Raw genomic sequence first — 19,916 nt, 5'->3', positions numbered from 1 at the left:
TTTATCTTTTTTTAGGTAAAGGACTTTTTGTGAAATAACAATTAATGACGCCAATATTATCTTTTTATGAACACAGAATTCCGTAATCATAAATTACTTATTTTCGCTGCTGTTAAATCCATTTTTATATTTCATTGATATGTAGAGGATATATAATCAACTGAAACCTAATATGAAATAGACCAACTGAATAACTAAGCTAAATAATGAACAGACAAATTACAGTACTTATATTGAGTACATTCCAATTCTTTTTTATGACATCCTGTTCACAGGAAAATACAAAGCAATCTTTAACAACGGAACAAGAGTGGAACATTGGTTCGAAAAAGAACTATATGCCCCCAAAAGAAATTACTCCTATACCAGAAGATTATGAAACCATCTTTATTACAAATGTTGCAAGACATGGTTCTCGATATATGAGTGGTCCGGGAGAAGATATTGCATTATATGAATTGATGATGGATGCAGATAAGCAGAACCAATTAACAGAGGAGGGCAAACTATTGATGCAAGAGGTAAAGCAACTTATTGATCTTCAGAAAAACAATTATGGTCAACTAACTCCACTAGGGAAAGAAGAACATTTCGCTATAGGACAAAGGCTATACGATATTGCTCCTGATTTCTTTAAGTCCTCTACAAAGTTTATTGGAAATGCGACATATAAATCAAGAACTCAGAATTCAAGAGGAGCATTTATACAAGGATTGAAAGAGAAGGATGTCCATCCGGAATGGGAAATCAATAATTTTATTAAAGGGAAAGATCCGCTTTTACGATATCATAAAATTTCTCCTAACTATAAAGCATACAAAGACTCAGCAATTTGGGAGGAGCAAATAGTGGAGCTAAAAAAATCAAAGGAGTATCTAGACATTGTGGATGCTATTCTTCCTAACTATTTTAAGTCTCAAATAATCAATAATATTGAAAATGGTGAGAAAGTATATAAAGATGATGAAGGAGAAGTTGTTATTGCATCGAAGATGGATATCATTTTAGCACTGTATGAATGCTTTAAAATCTCTTTTGCGATTACACCAGACCAACGTCCAGACTTCCTTGTTTTTACACCCTCTGAGACTCAACTTCTAGCCAAAATAGGCGATGTCGAAGCTTTCTATGAAAAGGGGCCAGGGTATAAAGGTCGAAAAACTTCCTATGCTAATTCAACGACATTACTGATGAATATTAGCAACAATCTACGTTTAGCTTCGAAGGGAACTTTAGATTATCAAGGGTATTTTAATTTTGCCCATGCTGAAACCACATTACCCTTAGCTGTATTGTTAGATCTCAATAACATCAATAGAAAATCAGACCATGTACTTAATATTGAATGGTCTGAAGGCGAGTATGCAAGTATGGCTTCCAATATCGAATGGTTTTTGTTGGAAAAAGAAGGAGAGAAGTTTGTACAGGTCAGGTTTAATGAACAACCGGCGACACTGCCTTTGGAAGGTAATCAAGATAATGTTTACCTATTAGATAGTTATCTCGATTATGTAGAAACTTTGATCACCCCTAATCAGATAAGTGATACAAACTACATGAAAACAATAAATCAGTTTTAAAAAAAACGCCTTGAGAATAACATTCTATCTCAAGGCGTTTTTTTATGAAGTCAGATTTTGAAACTTTTCTACTGAAATATAAAAGGTGAGGTACATGTTTTAAGAGTATATAAAGTTGTAGTTCAATTAATAGTGATTAAAACATACCCAAAAACGATTTTTTAATATCGATAATTTTTTGCCCATATCGATAATGCTTTGTTAAGATGATGATAGTTTAAAGATGTAAAGATTTAGAAACAGCCTCGGTAATTACTGAGGCTGTTTTTTTATGATTAAAGTGCCATTGCACCTGTGGATATAATATAAACCCCAATAAAAGATAAGCTAATCATTGTTCCTGCAATCCATTTTTCATAATTGGCAAACACATGTGATCCATTTTGTTCTTTTCTTGCTTTAAGGTAAAATGGAATACCTACAGCATAAAACATCATGGAAAGCAGTAAAAAGTTAATGCCTGCTGCATAAATTAACCAAAGGCAATACAACGACGACAATAAAGCAATCACTTTGATTTTCGTTGAATATCCTTTTTTGCTTAGTGCCTCTTTTAGCAAGAACATGGAACTTAACAAGTAAGAAGGAAGAATCATCACTCCGGCAATATCAACAGCTGCCAAGTAAACATCCTTTGCAGAAACGACAATAAATAATGCCAATTGAACAATAATACTAGACATTAATAATGAAATCCCTGGTGATTGATGTGCATTGTCTTTACTAAATATTTTTGGTAAGATGCCATCCTTTGCAGCACTGTAAGGTGTTTCAGCAACTAGAATTGTCCAAGCTAACCAAGCTCCAGATACTGATATTATTACAGCAATATTTACTAGCATCAATCCCCAATCACTACCAACAGCAGCTTGTAATAAACCACCTGTAGAAGGAGAAGATAAAACGCTTAATTCTTCTTGTTTTAGGATACCAAAAGATAAAGCCGATAATAACAGATACATCAGTAATGCTGCTGCAAAACCAATTATTGTCGCCTTACTAACGTCCGATTTCTTTTTTGCTTTTCCTGAAATCACAACTGCTCCTTCAATACCAATAAAGCACCAAAGTGTTACCATCATAGTACCTTTAATTTGTTTGCCGATACCTCCTAATCCAAATCTCCAGATATCAGCTGTAAAAACATCAAAATCGAAGGCAACGATTAGCATAATAAATATTACAATCAGTGATAAGAATTTTGCCACTGTTGAGAGTGTATTCAATGATGAAGCCTTATTTACTCCAAACCAAACAATGGTCGTCATCAACCATACTAACACGGATCCGAAAACCACTGTTTGCCATCCATGTTCTAATAGACTTGGAAAGAAAATACCAAGTGCATCATTTAATAGTACTGCAAAAGCTACGTTACCAAAAATAGCAGCAATCCAATATCCCCAAGCACTACTAAAGCCTACAAAGTTGCCGAATCCTTTTTGTGCATATGCATATATTCCTGAACTTAATTCAGGGTGTTTTTCTTCTAAAGATTTAAATACTTCTACTAAAAACCAGATACCAATTCCTGAAATCACCCAAGATAACATAACGGCACCTAACCCAGCATTTGAAGCCATATTCTGGGGGATATTAAAAATTCCTCCTCCGATCATTGAACCGAAAACAATGGCGACAAGTCCCCACAGTCCAACTTTTTTTTCATTTTCCATTGATGAATAAGATTTTTGATGATTTGTATGTGTGTTTTTAAAGTCAATTAGACCTTAGGTTACTTTTGGTAACGACTTTACTTATTCCATTGTTTCGGCAGTATTTTTAATAAAAATGAAGCTATAAAAAGGTGATTGATTACTATAAATAAAGGTTTAAAATTGTTGGATGATACTCTGGAAACAGAGTATCTTATGAACAGTATTGGTATCAATATTTGATCAATTTGAAAAAAAAATATTTTTTTTCTTTTGGGAGTAGGGGTAAACTAACTGTCAAGTGTTATACAACTGAAAACAATATTTAAAGCATGAAAAATTTAAACATAATTTTATTTATCACTTTAGTGATGGGGTTTGTGAGTTGTAACAGTGAGGACGTTTCTGGTCCAACGTCAAACTATAATTTGGAGTTGGCAGATATCAAAGGAGTGAACTTCCAAACGACCGGTCATGTATATATCCAATACGGTGAAGAGCAAACAATTACTATAGAAACACAACCTGAGGTTTTTGAACATCTTTCTCAGAAAGTAGAAGATGAAATATGGAAAATCTCAATTAATAAAAACCTGTCTAATTTTGATTTGAATATCTATGTTACGCTTCCTCAGTTAAAAGAAGCTACAGCGAGTTCTAGTGGAAATATATCTATCTCTGAAGTTGGAGAAGGTTCTTCTCAAGTAAGTCTAAATACGTCTTCTAGTGGAGATATCAAATTAGAAGATGCTACAGGAATAGGCAGTGATTTGGTTGTAAACATTAGTTCTTCTGGTAATGTAGAGGCAAGTAATATTGAGGCCAATCGAGTAGTGGTTAATATTTCTTCTTCAGGAGATGCATCGTTAGTCGGAGCAACAAGCGAATTAGTCGGACGTATTAGTTCTTCTGGAAATTGTTACTCTAATGATATGACATCAGATAAAGTAGATTTTGATATTTCTTCTTCAGGAGATGCTTATGTTCATTGTGTGAATGAGTACAATGTAAATTTATCATCAAGTGGTAACTTCTATTTTAAAGGAAACCCAACAGTGAGAGAAGCTAACACAAGTAGCTCAGGAGAAGTTATTCAGCAATAAGATATAAAGTTTGTAATTCGGAATGTTAAAGGTGCTCTGTATGATTTATATACAGGGTACCTTTTATTTTTTCAATCACTTTCGGGTTTATTACCTTTGAAGAAAGAAGTATAAACTGATAAATAACAACATAGTGAAATATAAAGCAATCATCTTCGACTGTGATGGAGTTCTTGTGGATTCAGAATCGATTACCATGAATGTATTCATCGATCTATTTAAAGACTATTCTATTGACATTACTTATGAAGAGGCGATACAAACTCTAACTGGAAAAGCATTTGATCAAATTGTTAGCTATATACAAGAGAAATATCAGGTGACGTTAAAAGATAATTTTGAGGCTGAATTTAGAAAAAGAACATTCCAAGCGTTTGAAAATGATATTCAGCCAATACCAGGAATTAAAGAAGTAGTTGAACATTTATCACTCCCTTTTGCTGTAGCATCCAATGGTCCTATGAATAAGATGGAATTAAATTTAAAAACGACTGGCTTGTACAGTTTTTTTAAAGGAAATATGTTTAGTGCCTACGACTTGAATGCTTGGAAGCCGGATCCGAAAGTATTTCTTACAGCGGCTGCTCATTTGAATGTAGCACCAGAGGATAGTTTAGTTATTGAAGATAGTTTATCAGGTATACAAGCAGCAAAAAATGGTGGATTTAATGTGTTAGCATATTGTCCACATGAAGATGCAGAAAAGTTTTCATCTCAAGGAATAGATGTTTTTACTTCCATGAAAGACCTATTAGTGCTAATTAAATAGCATAAATTATACAAATAGTGTTGAAAAGTAGCACAAATCCGACTTTTGGATATGTGCTACTTTTGCATTTTTAAATAACCGTTAAATCAACATTTATGATCTAGTTTTGACTATACGATAACGACTTTTTTATTATCTACTTGTCTGAAATGAGATTAATTTTTATACATATTGTTGGGTTATTTTTTCTTTCCTCTATCGGTTTTTCACAAACGGTTCGTGAACGTATTTCATTGGATTTTGATTGGAAGTTTACAAAGGAAGAGGTATCTAATGCCCAAGAGGTAGCTTTTGATGATTCGAATTGGAGAGTATTAAACGTTCCTCATGATTGGAGTATTGAAGGTGAATATAGAGAAGAAAACCCGTCGGGAAAATCAGGGGCATTTCTTCCTGGTGGAATAGGATGGTATAGAAAAGAAATTCAAGTAGCAGACAAACACGCAGACGATAAATATTTCATCACTTTTGATGGGGTATATTTAAATAGTGATGTTTGGATAAATGGTCATCATTTAGGTTTTCACCCGAATGGTTATATAAGTTTTGAGTATGACCTAACGCCACATTTAAAAGAAGGGAAAAACACCCTTGCTGTTAAAGTAGATCATTCAAAACTTCCAAGTGGAAGGTGGTATACTGGATCGGGTATTTATAGACATGTATGGTTAACGAAAACTAAGAATATCTATATACCTCAATCAGGTACTTTCGTAACGACTCCTCAAGTATCCAAAGCTTCTGCTTCAGTAAAAATAGTTACTAGCTTAAAAAGTGAGTTAAAAGCTGCCAAGAAAATCACTTTAAAAAGTATTGTTAGGTCTAATACAGGAGAAGTAGTTAGTGAAACAACAACGAAATATAAGCTACAAAAAACTGGGGAGATCACTCAAAATATACAATTAGAAAATCCGAAATTATGGTCACCAACTACACCTGATATGTACACATTAGAGAGTGTAGTAATGGTAGATAAAATAATAAAAGATACCTATTCTACTCCTTTTGGTATTCGAAAAGTAGAATGGAAAAATAACGAAGGACTATTCTTGAATGATACGCCTATTTTATTAAAAGGATTAAGTAATCATCAAGATGCAGGGGCTTTAGGTGTAGCCGTACCAAATGATGTTCTTTACCACAGATTAAAATTACTTAAGGAAATGGGGTGTAATGCTTTACGTACAGCACATCACCCCTTTTCTCCTGAATTTTATGCGATGTGCGATACCATGGGCTTTATGGTGATGGACGAAGCATTTGATGGATGGTGGAGACCAAAAGCGAAATTTGATTACGGGAATTATTTTGCAGATTATTGGCAAAAAGATCTAGAAGGCTTCTTAAAAAGAGATCGTAACCACCCTTCAGTAATTATGTGGAGTATCGGTAATGAGGTACATAAGTTTACTAATGAAGAACAAAAAATATTAGTTGACTTTGTGAAATCAATAGATCCAACACGATTTGTAACCCAAGGTAGAGGGTATAAAGGGACTCATATAGATATTGCAGGGTTTAATGGGCATGGTGAATTTAAGAATGTACTTGAAGATTATCATGCAAAAAATCCTAACCAATTAATCGTTGGTACAGAGATTACTCATACGTTACAGACGAGAGGAATTTACAGAACACAAACTTGGTATAGAACCAAAGATAATCCTGCACCATGGGAGAAGCCGGAGCAATTTGCGAAGATGGAAAATAAGGTCTATAAAATTCCTAATTTAAGTGATGAAGAAGTGTTCCCTAACATTACAAACAAATACCAATCTTCTTATGATAATTCGATTGTTAGAATTGGTGTTAGAGATGATTGGAACCGCGTTGAAAAATACGATTACTATGTAGGTAACTTTAGATGGACAGGTTTTGATTACCTTGGAGAATCATTTAATTGGCCTGCAAGAACAGCCAACTTTGGTATCATCGATTTGGCAGGCTTCCCTAAAGATCATTATTACCTCTATCAAAGTCTTTGGAGTAACGAGCCGATGGTTCATGTGTTGCCCCATTGGAATCATCAAGGTAAAGAAGGACAAAAAATTCCAGTGGTAGTATATACAAATGCTTCCTCAGTAGAATTGTTCTTAAATGGGAAATCACTTGGAGAAAAAGTGATGGGTAAGGAAAGACAACTTGTTTGGCAGGTTCCTTACGAAAAAGGGGAAATTAAGGCAATTGCAAGAAATAAAAATAAGAAAGTAGCAGAAGATATCGTTAGAAGTAGTGGTGAAGCTTATAGTTTCCAACTCATACCTAGCAAAACTGAAGTATACGCAAACCAAACTGACGTTATCAGATGTGAAGTAAATATTATAGATAAGGATGGCGTCTTTGTTCCAGACGCTGACCACCTTGTTGAGTTTACTCTTGATGGTCCCGCAAAAATTCTAGGTGTTGAAAATGGAGACATATTGGATTTATCTTCAAATAAAGCTAAATTTAGAAAGGTTTTTAATGGTAAGTGTGTCCTATTTTTTCAGTCTTCTGATGAAGCGGGTTTGATCAAGCTAACAGTGAAATCAACTAAATTAAATTCCAAAACAATGACTTTCAAATCATTGAAGGTGATTCGATAACATGATATATATGAAAGGACTATTAATACTATTACTAACATGTGCTTTGTTATTACCGCAGAGCCCACTATTTGCACTAGATAGGTTTTTAGAATTCTCACATATCCAGCTCCCTGAGAACATTACTAACAAAAAAGTAAATTGTTTTTTGGAAGATGATTATGGATTTATGTGGATTGGTTTATCTGACGGATTAGTTCGTTATGATGGCTATAAAGCGGAAACTATCCTTACTGAAAACATCATTGATCTCACGAAAGACAATAATGGTAATATCTGGATTGCTACTTTTAAGAGTTTGATTAAATTTAATGTAGCTACCTATACTTTTGAAAGAATATCATTAACCAATGAAGATATTACTTTCTTTAAAGTTCAGTTTCTGAAAAGTGGTGACTTGTATATTGGTACAAGAGCTGGAATTTTTATTCTTGATCCAAAAACAAATGAAAGTACAGTCATCAGAAAAATTCCAGGTCTAAGTGAAGGTCTTTCTGACAACGTTGTTAGAGTTTTATACGAAGATTCTAAAGGAATATTATGGGTAGGTACTCAAGATCAATTGAACAAATACGATCAGAAAAAAGGTACATTTACCCACTATCGCCTACAGAAGAGGTCAGAGCAGAATAAGAAAAACAACCTGATCTTAGATATCAAGCCGTTTTCTTTAGAGGATGATTCTAAGTTATATGTAGGTACAGAAACTGGTTTTGCTATTTTTGACACAACAACTGGAGAATTTTCTAAAATTTATAAAGGAAAGACGGACAAAACCTTAAGTAATAATGTGATCAAAAGTATCACAAGAGTGAATGACAATGAGATTTGGTTGGGTACAGGTTTTGGCTTGAATATCTATGATGAAAGCAAAGGCACTTTCGAACACCTTTTCTCGGATTATAACAATCACTATTCTATTACTAGTAATATAATCAATGTTATTTATAATGATCAAAAAGGGAATATTTGGTTGGGTACAAATAATGGAGTAGATAAAGTTTCCTTTCATAATGAAGCATTTGCTATAAATACTTTTGGTTATGAAAACGACTTATTACCCAAAGGATTACCTGTAAATACTATTGCAGAAGATTCGATAGGCAATATTTGGATAGGCACTAACTTCTCAGGGTTAATTAAGTATGATATTAAAAAAGAAGAGTATGTTTATTATAAGACACCAGAGATATTACACAGCAATGTAAAAGAACTATTGGTGGACAAAAAAGGCATGCTTTGGGTAATTACACCTGGAGGTTTAAATGTGATAAACCCCAAGACGGATAAGATCTATAAATATGTTGCTGATAAGACTAACCCATTAGCCTTACAAACAGATTATCTATTCAAAATTGCCATGGACGAAGAAGGGGATATCTGGATTGGTTCAATGCTAGGGGTGTACAAAGTGATTGAGAAGGGAAATCAGAAGTTAGAATTTATCAACTTCAGACACGACCCTAATAATAGAAATACTATCGCAGGGGACTATATTTCAGATATTATATTTAGAGGTGCAGATAAAAACCCTTGGATTTCGAATGGTAATGGTATTGATTACTTCCATTTAACAAAAGGGAATGTTGTTCACTTTAAAGAAAAAGAAAATAAGTGGCTTTACTTGAAGAATACATTTATTGGTAACGATCTAAAAATGTGGGGCTTCACACCTAAAGATATCGTTACTTTTAATGATAAGAGCAAACACTTTGAAATTGTATACACTCATCCCCATACTATACTTTCGTTATTTGTTGATGAGAAAGGAGACTTTTGGTTTACCACAAAAAATAAACTGAATAAATATACTCCATCTACTAAAGAGTTGGTAAGCTTTGGTTTTGCAAACACTGGAATCAGAACCTATAAAGCGGGAGATGTAGTGCAGCTAAAAAATCGCATTTATTTTAATAGTTATGATGGTTTCTTATCGTTTGATCCCAATGGGTTGAATAATGAAAGTACCTTTAACAAAGTAAGGTTTACTTCTTTTAAAGTGGATAATCATGAGATTGATACACATCAGAAGTTAAATGAAAGAGTATTATATACTAAAGATCTAAATGATGTAGAAAAAATCAACCTAGATTATGAAGAGAATACATTCTCTATCTATTTCTCATCTTTGGATTATCAAGATATTTCTGCCCATCAGTATATGTTTAAGTTAGAAGGGTGGGAAGACAAATGGCAAGTAATTGATGGCAGTAGAGACTTTGTATCTTATATCAAAGTGAAACCAGGTAATTACACTTTTAAGATTAAAGCTTCAGATAATTTTGGGAAATTTGGAGAAGAGTATGCAAGTCTGCAGTTAACAATAGAATCGCCAATTTGGGCAACTTGGTATGCAAAAGTATTCTACTTTATTGTACTAGGTATTCTTTTCTATTTTGCTAAACGCATTACTGTATCCAACGTTAAGGTTCAGAATAAGCTGGAATTGGAGAAAATTGAAAGAGAAAAAAGTGAAGAGATTAATCAAATGAAGATTAAATTCTTTACAAACATTTCTCATGAACTTAGAACACCTCTAACATTGATCAGTAGTCCTTTAGAAGAATTGGAATCTTTAGAGGTAGATCCACAAAAATCTAAGCTCTTAAATATCATCAAAAGAAATACTGAGCGACTAAGCAGATTGGTCAATCAAGTACTTGATCTTAGAAAAATTGATCAAGGAGGTGAAAAGCTTCTTATTGAAGAATATGATATTGTAAGTCTGACTAGGAATATTACTCATGACTTTATGGATGCTACCATAAAGCGTAATATAGATCTTAATTTCAGAACTCAGGAGACTGAACGCGTAATTTGGTTTGACCTTGAAAAAATCGAAAAGGTGATATATAACTTAATTTCAAATGCAATCAAGTTTACTCCTGATAACGGTAAGATAGAGGTGAAAGTAGATGTAGTAGAAGCAGAACATCCTGTAAAACAGCTGCCTCCGATGGATTATCAGAGAATTAGAGTAATGGACTCGGGTATCGGTATTCCTAAAGAGATTCAATCACAGATCTTTAATAGATTCACAAACATCAAAACTGAGAACTACTTGGGCCAACAGGGTACGGGTATAGGTTTATCGTTAGTACATGATTATGTAAAAATGCATGGTGGCTGGGTATCTGTTGAGAGTGAAGAGAAACATGGAGCAGAATTTACTCTATATATACCGTTGGACAAAAAGCACTTAGAAGACTATGAGGAGAAAGAAATTGATGAAGTGGAAACTTCTACAGAAGTAGAAAATAACACAAATCAATCAGAAGTTGACGTTGACCATGAAGACTTCGAAGATGAAGAAGCTATAGAAGAGCAGAATAAAGATGGTAGACCAAGTATCTTGGTTGTGGAAGATGATGAAGATATGCGTCAATTCTTAATTCATTGTTTAGAAGAGCAATTTAATGTTACTTCTGCTGCCAATGGTAAAGAAGGATGGCTAGTAGCTAAGAAGACAATGCCTGATATGATTCTTACAGATTGGATGATGCCAGAAATGACAGGTATTGAACTTTGTAATAAAGTGAAAGCCAATGTACTCACCAATCATATCCCTGTGATTATTCTAACAGCTAAAGGTGGTATTGAAAGCAAAATGGAAGGGATTGAGAAAGGCGCAGACGATTATATTGCGAAACCATTTAATGTAGAATACCTAAGATTAAGAGTGGGTAAAATTATCACTCAAAGGGAACACTTAAAGAAAAGTATAAAGAGAGAAATCGATATTCAGCCAGAGGAAGTGAAACTTCCATCGTTTGAGGAGAAATTCTTAAATGAGGTAATGCAAGAAATCGAGAAGAACATGGATAATTCCGATTTTAACGTAAAAATGCTCGGAGAGAATATCGGAATGGGACAAACTAACCTGTACCGAAAAATTAAATCCATGACGGGTATGACAGCCAATGAGTTTATCCGAAATGTGCGATTAAAAAGAGCAGGACAGCTCTTAAAACAAGGAGACTATAATGTTTCTGATGTGATGTACATGGTAGGCTTCTCACATAGGTCGTATTTCTCAAAGAGTTTTAAAGAGGTCTTTGGAGTAACACCAAAAGAATTTACGAAAAAGGAGGCCGTAGATTAATGGACACAAAATAGATAATATACTTGAAGCCTGCTGATTAGCAGGCTTTTTTTGACACAGATTTTATAGAATTGACATAAATAGAGTTCATTTAAAAAGTGTCAGTTTTGACTAGAATACATCACAACTTTGTTGATTTTGATAGGTAGGTTTGTAGAGTAGGGTAGTAAAATTAATGATTACCCAACTATTTAAGTCACAAAATAAGTAATGAAAAATTTTAGTCATAAAATCGATAACTATGAGAAAAGTATGAAAGTTAATAGCATCAAAGAAAGAGTTGTTTGGGGTAGTTTGCTGGTAGGTGTCTTTTCATTTATCATCTTATTGTTCGACTATCTCACGTAAGGCTCATTGCCAGGAACACTACAAAGTTTGGATCATCATGCCTTTACAATTTAATATTAAGACAAGGACCTATATATGATAAAGCTTTAATTGAATTATTTGAATATTCTTTGAAGGAAAAATGAAATGATAGGTTATCCAAAAAGTGTCAACATGATCACGAAATATACATTGCTCGGTTTTTCTTTTCTATTTATGATATTAAATCTGACGATACCAAGGAAAAAAAGGACACAAAAATGACATTTAGTGATATAAACTGTACGAAATACAATTAATAGTAAAAATTGTATAATAAGTGTCTTGTCTTAAGTTAGAGTTTGTTAATTTTGTAGTGTTGGATTACTTAAGCAACAAGAAAAGAATCTGACAAATGGAGATGGATTTTGAAATGAATTTTTTTACCGGTAGATCATTAGAAATTTATCTCCAAAGCTCAATTAATAATCAAAACAATATCTATTTATCTATGATATAATTTTACGATACTTATTATTACTTGTGACTGAATGATGAAATGTAAGGCGAATAGAAATGATATTGAGATTCGCACAATTTTTTACCAATGAAATGAAATAATGAACCATGAATAAAAATCTGACTAAAATACTCTTGTGCTGTGCTGCTCTGATATGGGGTGCAGGGTGTGAGAAGCCTTCTGCTTTTATGGAAAATTCAGAAGTACCGACAGATATTAACATCACTGGGTTAACCTACTCTGAAGTAGTTAATGCCAGGGCATACAGTGAGATTACTTCTTCTATACCCACTTATAACTCAGAGGGCATTCCTTGTGTCTTCGAAATACTTAGTGTAAGAACTGCAGATGGAGAATTGGATCCATCTTATTTAGATAGTGTTTATATAGCAAGTGCTGTATTAGATACATTAGAAAAAATTGCTGTAGAAGATACAGCTGTAGTTGTCATCGATGGTGATACTGTTGAGCAAGAGGTGCCAGTATACAAGGTGCCAATTATAGATCCGGCAAAAGCAGGTCAGATCTATATCAAAGACAACAATATGTTTAAAGAAGGTGACTATTACTTTACAGTACAGGCTAGACCGGCTACTGATAGAGATGATATGTCGAATGCAAAAGTGTTTGAGGATGCTTTTCATTTAAATGTAATGCCTTTATTGCCAAGCGGACTAACATATGATGTAGTTCAACATAACTTAGTTGTTGGTCAAGAAGGTTCTGCATCGGCTGCACCAAAAGTAATGTTTGCGAAAGATCAAGTAGAAGAATATGATTTCCGTTACGAATTAACTGGATATGCTGATACATTAGTGATTGATTCATTAACTGGAGCAATTTCTTTACATCCAGATTATACGATCTCTAAAAATGAAATTTATTCTCCAACAATTCGTCTGATTAGTAATATTACTGATGAGTATGTAGACTTTGAATTTACAGCAGAAGATTTCTTATTGGTAGTGTCGAATGAAGCATTAGAATTAAATGCTGGTCCTCTATTACCGTTAGCTGTAGTTTATAGCCCATTTGGTCAGAACTTAGTAGTGGGAGAAGGGACATGGACAACAACGCCAGATGTTTCTAGCGGTAACCCTAGTGTAACATTCTCATTAGGTTCAGAGCATGATAAATTCCAAATTAATGGAGAGACAGGGGCGCTTTCATTAAACCCAGCATATGTGTTAGACTTGCCAGAAGGTGAGGATGCATTGATCGTTTATCCTGAAATAATAGTAACAAGTAAAGTAAGTTACGAAGAGCAAACTTATGCTGAAGTTGTGAAGATTGCTATCTCATTGGAGCCATATACTCCACCAAGAGAAGTATTCAACTTCTTCTATCCTTCATTAGCAACTAAAGATTACTATAGCCTAGTAGCAGTACAAAAAGGTGGATTAGGTTCAGGTGTATACTGGAAATATAAAGGAGCAACAGCAGGTCCTGGTGATCTTGCAGCGGAAGACAGACCAGAATCTGTTACAGATAATACTCCAATTCATATGCATAATATTGTTTATGGTCCTGCAAGAAGCCCAGAACATGATTCTTGGATGATTATGAAGGAGCAAAATTTATCACAATATGCTTCAGGATTTGATTTATCAGCAATTTTCTGGATGAAAAATGACTTTGCTGCTTACCAAACTGACGGTAGAGTAGCAGCAGATATGGAGATCTATGTAACAGATAACTATACTGGAGATGTATCAACAACAAATTGGACGCAAGTAAATGATATTATCAAGTTCAAAATTGAAGGTCAAGGAGACGAATATACTGGTACACCTTACCCAGGTGACCAAGCAGGTCCAGATCCAGATAATGCAAAACATCCAGAAAGAGCGACATATCAAAAATGGTTAAGATATGAATTGGATTTAGGTCCATATAAAGATCAAACGAAATTTACATTCGCTTTAAGATATAAAACATATTTCACAGGTGATCTAACTGAAGTAATTAGAACAGATACAGGAGAAGTAGGAGTTGCAGACTTCTCAAACTCATCAGGTAAATTCTTTATCTCTGATATCAACTACAAAGCTGTAGAGCAAGTAGACGGAATCTAATTTAATCTTGTGAAAGTAGTGAAGCTTAGAAATCATTCATCTATATCATCATTTCCTTGTAGGGGACAACTATAAGGGAATTCAAAAAGAAGAGTGTTGGATTAATAATATTTATTGATTTAACCTAACAAAAAGAGGGGGCAGGGGAGCCTGCCCTCACCTAAAACACTCTTCGATGATCTAAGCACAAGCTCAACAACTTCAAAATCAATAAACTGATGAAAAAATATATAATAGGAATAATAGCAATAATGCTTTTACCGTTATTCTCCATTGCACAGGAGACAACCATTGGGGGTAAAGTATTAGACGATTCAGGAGAGCCACTTCCTGGTGTAAATATCGTGATCAAAGGTACTACAGTAGGTACCATGACGAACATCCAAGGTGAATATAAGCTATCCAATATTCTCCCGACAGATACTTTAGAAGTGTCATTTATTGGATTTGAAACACAGATCCTTGCCATTAAAAATAGATCTAAGATCAATGTTACGATGAAACCTGAGATGAGCGTCTTAGAAGATGTAATCGTAATAGGTTATGGTACAAGTAAGGTAAAGGACATTACAGGTTCAGTAGCAACAGTAGATACTGAAGATCTAGTGAATGCTCCTACAGCCAACTATGATGAGGCGTTAATGGGTAGAGTTGCAGGTGTAAATGTTTCTGCCTCTGAAGGTACGCCAGGTTCACCTATGAATATTGTCATTCGTGGTGGTAACTCAATTACTGGTGATAACTCACCATTATACGTAGTAGATGGAGTTCCTTTAGAGAACTTTGACCCAGCAACAATTAATACAGAAGATATTAAAGAATTCAACATCCTTAAAGATGCTTCTGCAACTGCAATTTATGGTTCTCGTGGTGCAAATGGTGTAATTGTAATCGCTACGAAAAGTGGTGCTACAAAAGATGGGAAAACTACAGTAACGTTAAATGCTTCATATGGTGTTCAAAATGTTACAAAGTATTTAGAAGTAATGAGCCCATACGAGTATGTTAAATACCAGGAAGCACAAGCTTGGGCATCTGGTAAGTGGGATTTAGAAGGTAACTATGACAAAATCAATAATTTTTATGATAAGTGGTTAGATCCAGAGTTATATAGAAACTATGAGGAAAACGGTTTAGAAGCACATGATTGGCAAGATGAAATTTTCAGACAAGCTCCTATTCAAAAATACAACTTATCGATCAGTGGTGGTAATAAGAAAACTAACATTTACTACTCTGGTAACTACACTGATCAAGAAGGTACTTTAATTACTTCTAGGTTTACAAAGTTAATCAACAACTTAAGAGTAAAACACACTATCTCTGATAAGTCAACGTTAAATGCTGGTTTAATGCATTCATATGCTGTTAGACAAGGTCCAAACTTAAGAGAGAACAGTTACTCAAGTATTATTAGAGATGCAGTTCGTTTTAGACCAATCGATCCAGTTACTCCAGATGATTTAGAGCCAGGTGGATATGATCCAACAGATCCTAACCAATCAGTAATGTACCCTCCGGTACCAAACTTAATGAATACAAAGGATAAGGATTACCAAAACGTATTTAGAGGTAACTTAAGATTTACACACAAGTTCCATAAGAACTTAACATTAAACTTATATGCAAACTACCAAGCTCAATTATCTAAGAATACATTATTCTATGGTGAAGAAACAAGAGCTGGTCAGAACTCACCTCTAGGAATTCAAGGTAGCATTGAAGAAACAGTAAGACAAACAGTCGCTTCTTCTAACACTTTAACTTATAAGAAGAAAGCAGGTCAACATACTTTCTCAGTAATGGGTGGTATTGAAGGTTCTTACAACGACTACTCTACACAGTTATTACAGAATGGTAACTTACCAGTAGATGACTTTAGTATTTATAACTTAGGTATTGGTACTACAGCAACATTAGCACAGACTTCTTGGACAGGTAATACACTATTATCTTACTTCGGTAGAGCTACATACAACTTCAAAGACAAATACCTAATTACTGCCAACTTCAGAGCAGATGGTTCATCTAAATTTGCTGACGGTAACAAATGGGGTTACTTCCCATCAGTTTCTGGTGCTTGGAGAATTGGAGATGAGCCTTGGTTAAAAGATCTAGGAGTATTCTCTACAATGAAATTAAGAGGTGGTTGGGGTATCACTGGTAATAACAGAATTGCAGACTTTGCAGCATTCAACCAAATTGCTATTAGTAAATGGTCAGGTTATAACTGGGGTTCTACAGAAGCTTACCGTCCAGGTGCTGTACAATCTAACTTAGCAGTGCCAGATTTAAGATGGGAAACTACTCAACAAGTAAACTTTGGTGTTGATTTATCATTCTTCAACCAAAGATTAGAAACGACAGTTGATGTTTATAGAAAGAATACTTACGACCTACTATTAAATGCTAACATGGCAACAAGTACAGGTTTTACAAGAGTATTCCAAAACGTTGGTGAGGTACAAAACGAAGGTTTAGAGATCTCATTAAATACAGTAAACATTCACAAGAAGTCATTTAAATGGACAACAAACTTCAACATCTCATTCAACAAAAATGAAGTATTGAAGTTGAACCAAGGCGATGACGCTATCTATACAAGAGCAAGATTCAGCGAAGACAACTACACAACTAGAGTAGGTCAGCCAGTAGGTATGATGTATGGTCTTGAGTTCGATAGAATTTACCAACAAAGTGACTTTAACTGGAATAATGAAACACAAACTTTCGAACTGAAAGACGGTGTTGCTGATAATGGTGCTCAAGATATCGCTCCAGGTGGGGTGAAGTTTGTAGACCGTAATGGTGATGGTACAATCAATGAAGAGGATAGAACAATTATTGGTAACCCTCATCCAGAACACTTCGGTGGTTTAACAAACACATTCCAATATAAAGGCATCTCATTCTCATTCTTATTCCAATGGTCTTATGGATTTGATGTAATGAACGGTAACGCAGTGGAAATGCACAAACCTTGGGGTTCTCAATCATTCAATGGTTTTGCTACAATTGCTGATCACTGGACACCATTCCATACAGATACTAATATCAACGCTTCTACATATGCTGGTTCATTAGGTAGTGCTAGAGTGGGTAACCAAATTGATAACAGATTTATTGAAGATGGTTCTTATATCAGACTAAAAACTGTTTCATTAGGATACAATATCCCATCAAAAGTGTTGAAGAGAGCTAAAATCAAAGGTTTATACTTTGGTGTATCTGCACAAAACCTTTTCACTTGGACCAACTACTCAGGATATGATCCAGAAGTTAGTGTAGCAGGTAATGGTGTATCACCAAACTTAGATTACTCAGCTTACCCTCAAAGCAGAACAATTTTAGGAAGCATTAAACTAACACTTTAATCCTACTTAAAATTAATTCGATCAACGACTAAACATTCGATTAAGATGAATACAAAATATATAAAGAAATTCGGATTGGTGGCGACTGTGCTTATAGGCATGGGGACTTCATGTTCAAGTTTTCTAGATGTAGAACCAAAATCAAGTTGGAATTCAGACAACTTCTATAATAGTGAATCTAGAGTAGATTTAGGTATTGCAGGTATTTTTTCAAAGTTCTCAGCATCGGCTGGAGGTTATGGAAGTACACTTTCGATGGAAATGCAATACGGTACCGATGAAGGGTACTATTCTAGAGGTTGGGATGAAAACTGGGCTGTATCTTTATACAGTCACGTTTCCAACTCAGAAGCAATTGAAGAATCTTGGAGACAACTTTATGGAGCTGTCAACGAGTGTAACCAAATGATTGCTCGTTTAGATGAAAGTGCTTTTGAGGATGGCCAATACGAATGGTATTTAGCAGAAGCTCGTTTCTTAAGAGCCTTTGCTTATTACAATCTAACAAGCTGGTGGAATGAAGTTCCATTAAGATTGGATTATACAAAAGACCAATTTGATAACAACAAACCTGCAGCAGAATTAGAAGAAGTATACGCAGCTATTGAAGCAGACTTCAAATATGCGATTGAAAATCTTCCTCATGCATCAGATTCAGAGTACCAGCCAGGAAGACCAAATAAAATGGCTGCAGAAGGTTTGTTGGCTAGACTTTACATGAAAATGGCAGGTTACCCTTACCAACAGACACAGTATTATGATAGTGCTTTAGTATATACTGAGGATATCATTTATAACGACGGTTGGCATGAACTGACAACTTCTGAAGATTCATTAGGATACAGAAACTTGTTCTTAAACTATATTGGAGGTTCATCATACAACACTAAGGAGTCTTTATTTGAAATCTCATATAAAAATAACTTAGACATTGGTATCTCAACAATGGGTGCTGTTGGTAACTATAATGGTATAGCATTCGATTATGTTGATGGCAACAACCATCCAACTACTCAAAAATCTGTTGCACTTACTCCTGTAATGAACCAGATCTATGAAATCGAAGACAGAAGAATGGAATGGAACGTTCCAATGTTCCAAATGAATAAATCTGCTAAGATTGTTAGAGTTTCTAATGTATTTGCTCCTCAAAACTGTCCTGGTAAGTTCAGAAGATGGGAACCAGCAAACTATGAGGAAATTGATACAAACAACCCTGATGGTGAAGAGTATATCTTGTTAACGAACGAGACAATTCTTTCAAGAAACCAAACACCAATCAACTTCCCAATTCTTAGATTCTCGGATGTATTATTAATGCATGCAGAAGCATTGAATGAAGTAAATGGTGGCCCAACAGGTCAAGCTATTGAGTGTATCAATAGAGTTCGTCAAAGAGCTGGTTTAGGTACTTTGGAAGAAGACTCTCCTTCTTCATTAGCTGGAAAGGATGCGTTTTTCCAAGAAATTATGGATGAACGTTTAAGAGAGCTTTGCTTCGAAGGTGTTCGTAAATTTGATTTAATCAGATGGAATAAATTAGAAGAAAGATTACGTTTCACTGAAGAAGTTATGAGAGCACACCCAGATTATAGTGAAACTTTCTGGGCAATGGATGGTTATAAGAGACCATTCATCAATTTCAATCCTGCAAAGCATATGGTTTTACCATTCCCTTTACAAGAAATCAACATTAACACTTCTCTTAACCAGAAAGAAAACTGGTAATATTTTTTTCGCAACTCATCTTCAAAGATCTTCTTTAAGATGGGTTGCGATTATTATTTTTAAAATATGTCCTCTTTTTTCAATAGCCTATATTGAGAATAAGAGTTTATTTTTTTTAT

Annotated in this window: 9 protein-coding genes; 8 read left to right on the top strand and 1 reads right to left on the bottom strand. The window is 34.5% G+C overall.

Translation table 11 applies throughout. The features are described 5' to 3' along the window. Window positions 1-206: 206 nt before the first annotated feature. A complete protein-coding gene (locus tag HGP29_RS09860) occupies window positions 207-1,580 on the top strand; it encodes a histidine-type phosphatase (RefSeq protein WP_168882232.1) in 1,374 nt (457 codons plus the stop codon). Window positions 1,581-1,855: 275 nt separating this feature from the next. Here the strand turns inward: HGP29_RS09860 and HGP29_RS09855 are convergent, their stop codons facing one another. Beyond that, window positions 1,856-3,256, bottom strand: coding sequence for a basic amino acid/polyamine antiporter (locus HGP29_RS09855; RefSeq protein ID WP_168882231.1), 1,401 nt, complete (start codon window positions 3,254-3,256; stop codon window positions 1,856-1,858). A 311-nt stretch (window positions 3,257-3,567) separates the two neighbouring features. On the opposite strand from HGP29_RS09855, the gene HGP29_RS09850 reads away from it, so the two are divergent. The 7 genes from HGP29_RS09850 (at window position 3,568) to HGP29_RS09815 (ending at window position 19,797) form a co-directional block, all read left to right on the top strand. Beyond that, the gene (locus tag HGP29_RS09850; RefSeq protein ID WP_168882230.1) at window positions 3,568-4,338 is read left to right on the top strand and encodes a GIN domain-containing protein; all 771 of its coding nucleotides are present in this window, start codon (window positions 3,568-3,570) and stop codon (window positions 4,336-4,338) included. A gap of 133 nt (window positions 4,339-4,471) precedes the next feature. Further along, window positions 4,472-5,107: an HAD family hydrolase gene (locus HGP29_RS09845; protein ID WP_168882229.1), complete on the top strand. Its 636-nt coding sequence runs from the start codon at window positions 4,472-4,474 to the stop codon at window positions 5,105-5,107. Between the two features lie 149 nt (window positions 5,108-5,256). Then, a complete protein-coding gene (locus HGP29_RS09840) occupies window positions 5,257-7,692 on the top strand; it encodes a sugar-binding domain-containing protein (protein ID WP_168882228.1) in 2,436 nt (811 codons plus the stop codon). A 10-nt stretch (window positions 7,693-7,702) separates the two neighbouring features. Further along, a complete protein-coding gene (locus HGP29_RS09835; RefSeq protein WP_168882227.1) occupies window positions 7,703-11,794 on the top strand; it encodes a hybrid sensor histidine kinase/response regulator transcription factor in 4,092 nt (1,363 codons plus the stop codon). A 933-nt stretch (window positions 11,795-12,727) separates the two neighbouring features. Beyond that, window positions 12,728-14,695, top strand: a complete 1,968-nt coding sequence (locus tag HGP29_RS09825) for a hypothetical protein (RefSeq protein WP_168882225.1) — start codon at window positions 12,728-12,730, stop codon at window positions 14,693-14,695. 218 nt (window positions 14,696-14,913) lie between these two features. Next, on the top strand, window positions 14,914-18,069 hold the full coding sequence (locus HGP29_RS09820) for a SusC/RagA family TonB-linked outer membrane protein (protein ID WP_168882224.1): 3,156 nt from the start codon (window positions 14,914-14,916) through the stop codon (window positions 18,067-18,069). 45 nt (window positions 18,070-18,114) lie between these two features. Next, on the top strand, window positions 18,115-19,797 hold the full coding sequence (locus HGP29_RS09815) for a RagB/SusD family nutrient uptake outer membrane protein (protein ID WP_168882223.1): 1,683 nt from the start codon (window positions 18,115-18,117) through the stop codon (window positions 19,795-19,797). Window positions 19,798-19,916: the final 119 nt, after the last annotated feature.

It is taken from the genome of Flammeovirga agarivorans (genome assembly GCF_012641475.1).
Classification (GTDB): Bacteria; Bacteroidota; Bacteroidia; order Cytophagales; family Flammeovirgaceae; genus Flammeovirga; species Flammeovirga agarivorans.
Note: the sequence above shows the minus strand (reverse complement) of the source record. Positions and strands in the feature narration are given on the sequence as shown.

What these genes read in the sequence shown, in the direction of transcription:
- HGP29_RS09855 (WP_168882231.1), bottom strand. Translation starts at nt 3,256, where the DNA reads ATGGAAAATGAAAAAAAAGTTGGACTGTGGGGACTTGTCGCCATTGTT.
- HGP29_RS09840 (WP_168882228.1), top strand. Translation starts at nt 5,257, where the DNA reads ATGAGATTAATTTTTATACATATTGTTGGGTTATTTTTTCTTTCCTCT.
- HGP29_RS09815 (WP_168882223.1), top strand. Translation starts at nt 18,115, where the DNA reads ATGAATACAAAATATATAAAGAAATTCGGATTGGTGGCGACTGTGCTT.
- HGP29_RS09835 (WP_168882227.1), top strand. Translation starts at nt 7,703, where the DNA reads ATGAAAGGACTATTAATACTATTACTAACATGTGCTTTGTTATTACCG.
- HGP29_RS09860 (WP_168882232.1), top strand. Translation starts at nt 207, where the DNA reads ATGAACAGACAAATTACAGTACTTATATTGAGTACATTCCAATTCTTT.
- HGP29_RS09825 (WP_168882225.1), top strand. Translation starts at nt 12,728, where the DNA reads ATGAATAAAAATCTGACTAAAATACTCTTGTGCTGTGCTGCTCTGATA.
- HGP29_RS09850 (WP_168882230.1), top strand. Translation starts at nt 3,568, where the DNA reads ATGAAAAATTTAAACATAATTTTATTTATCACTTTAGTGATGGGGTTT.
- HGP29_RS09820 (WP_168882224.1), top strand. Translation starts at nt 14,914, where the DNA reads ATGAAAAAATATATAATAGGAATAATAGCAATAATGCTTTTACCGTTA.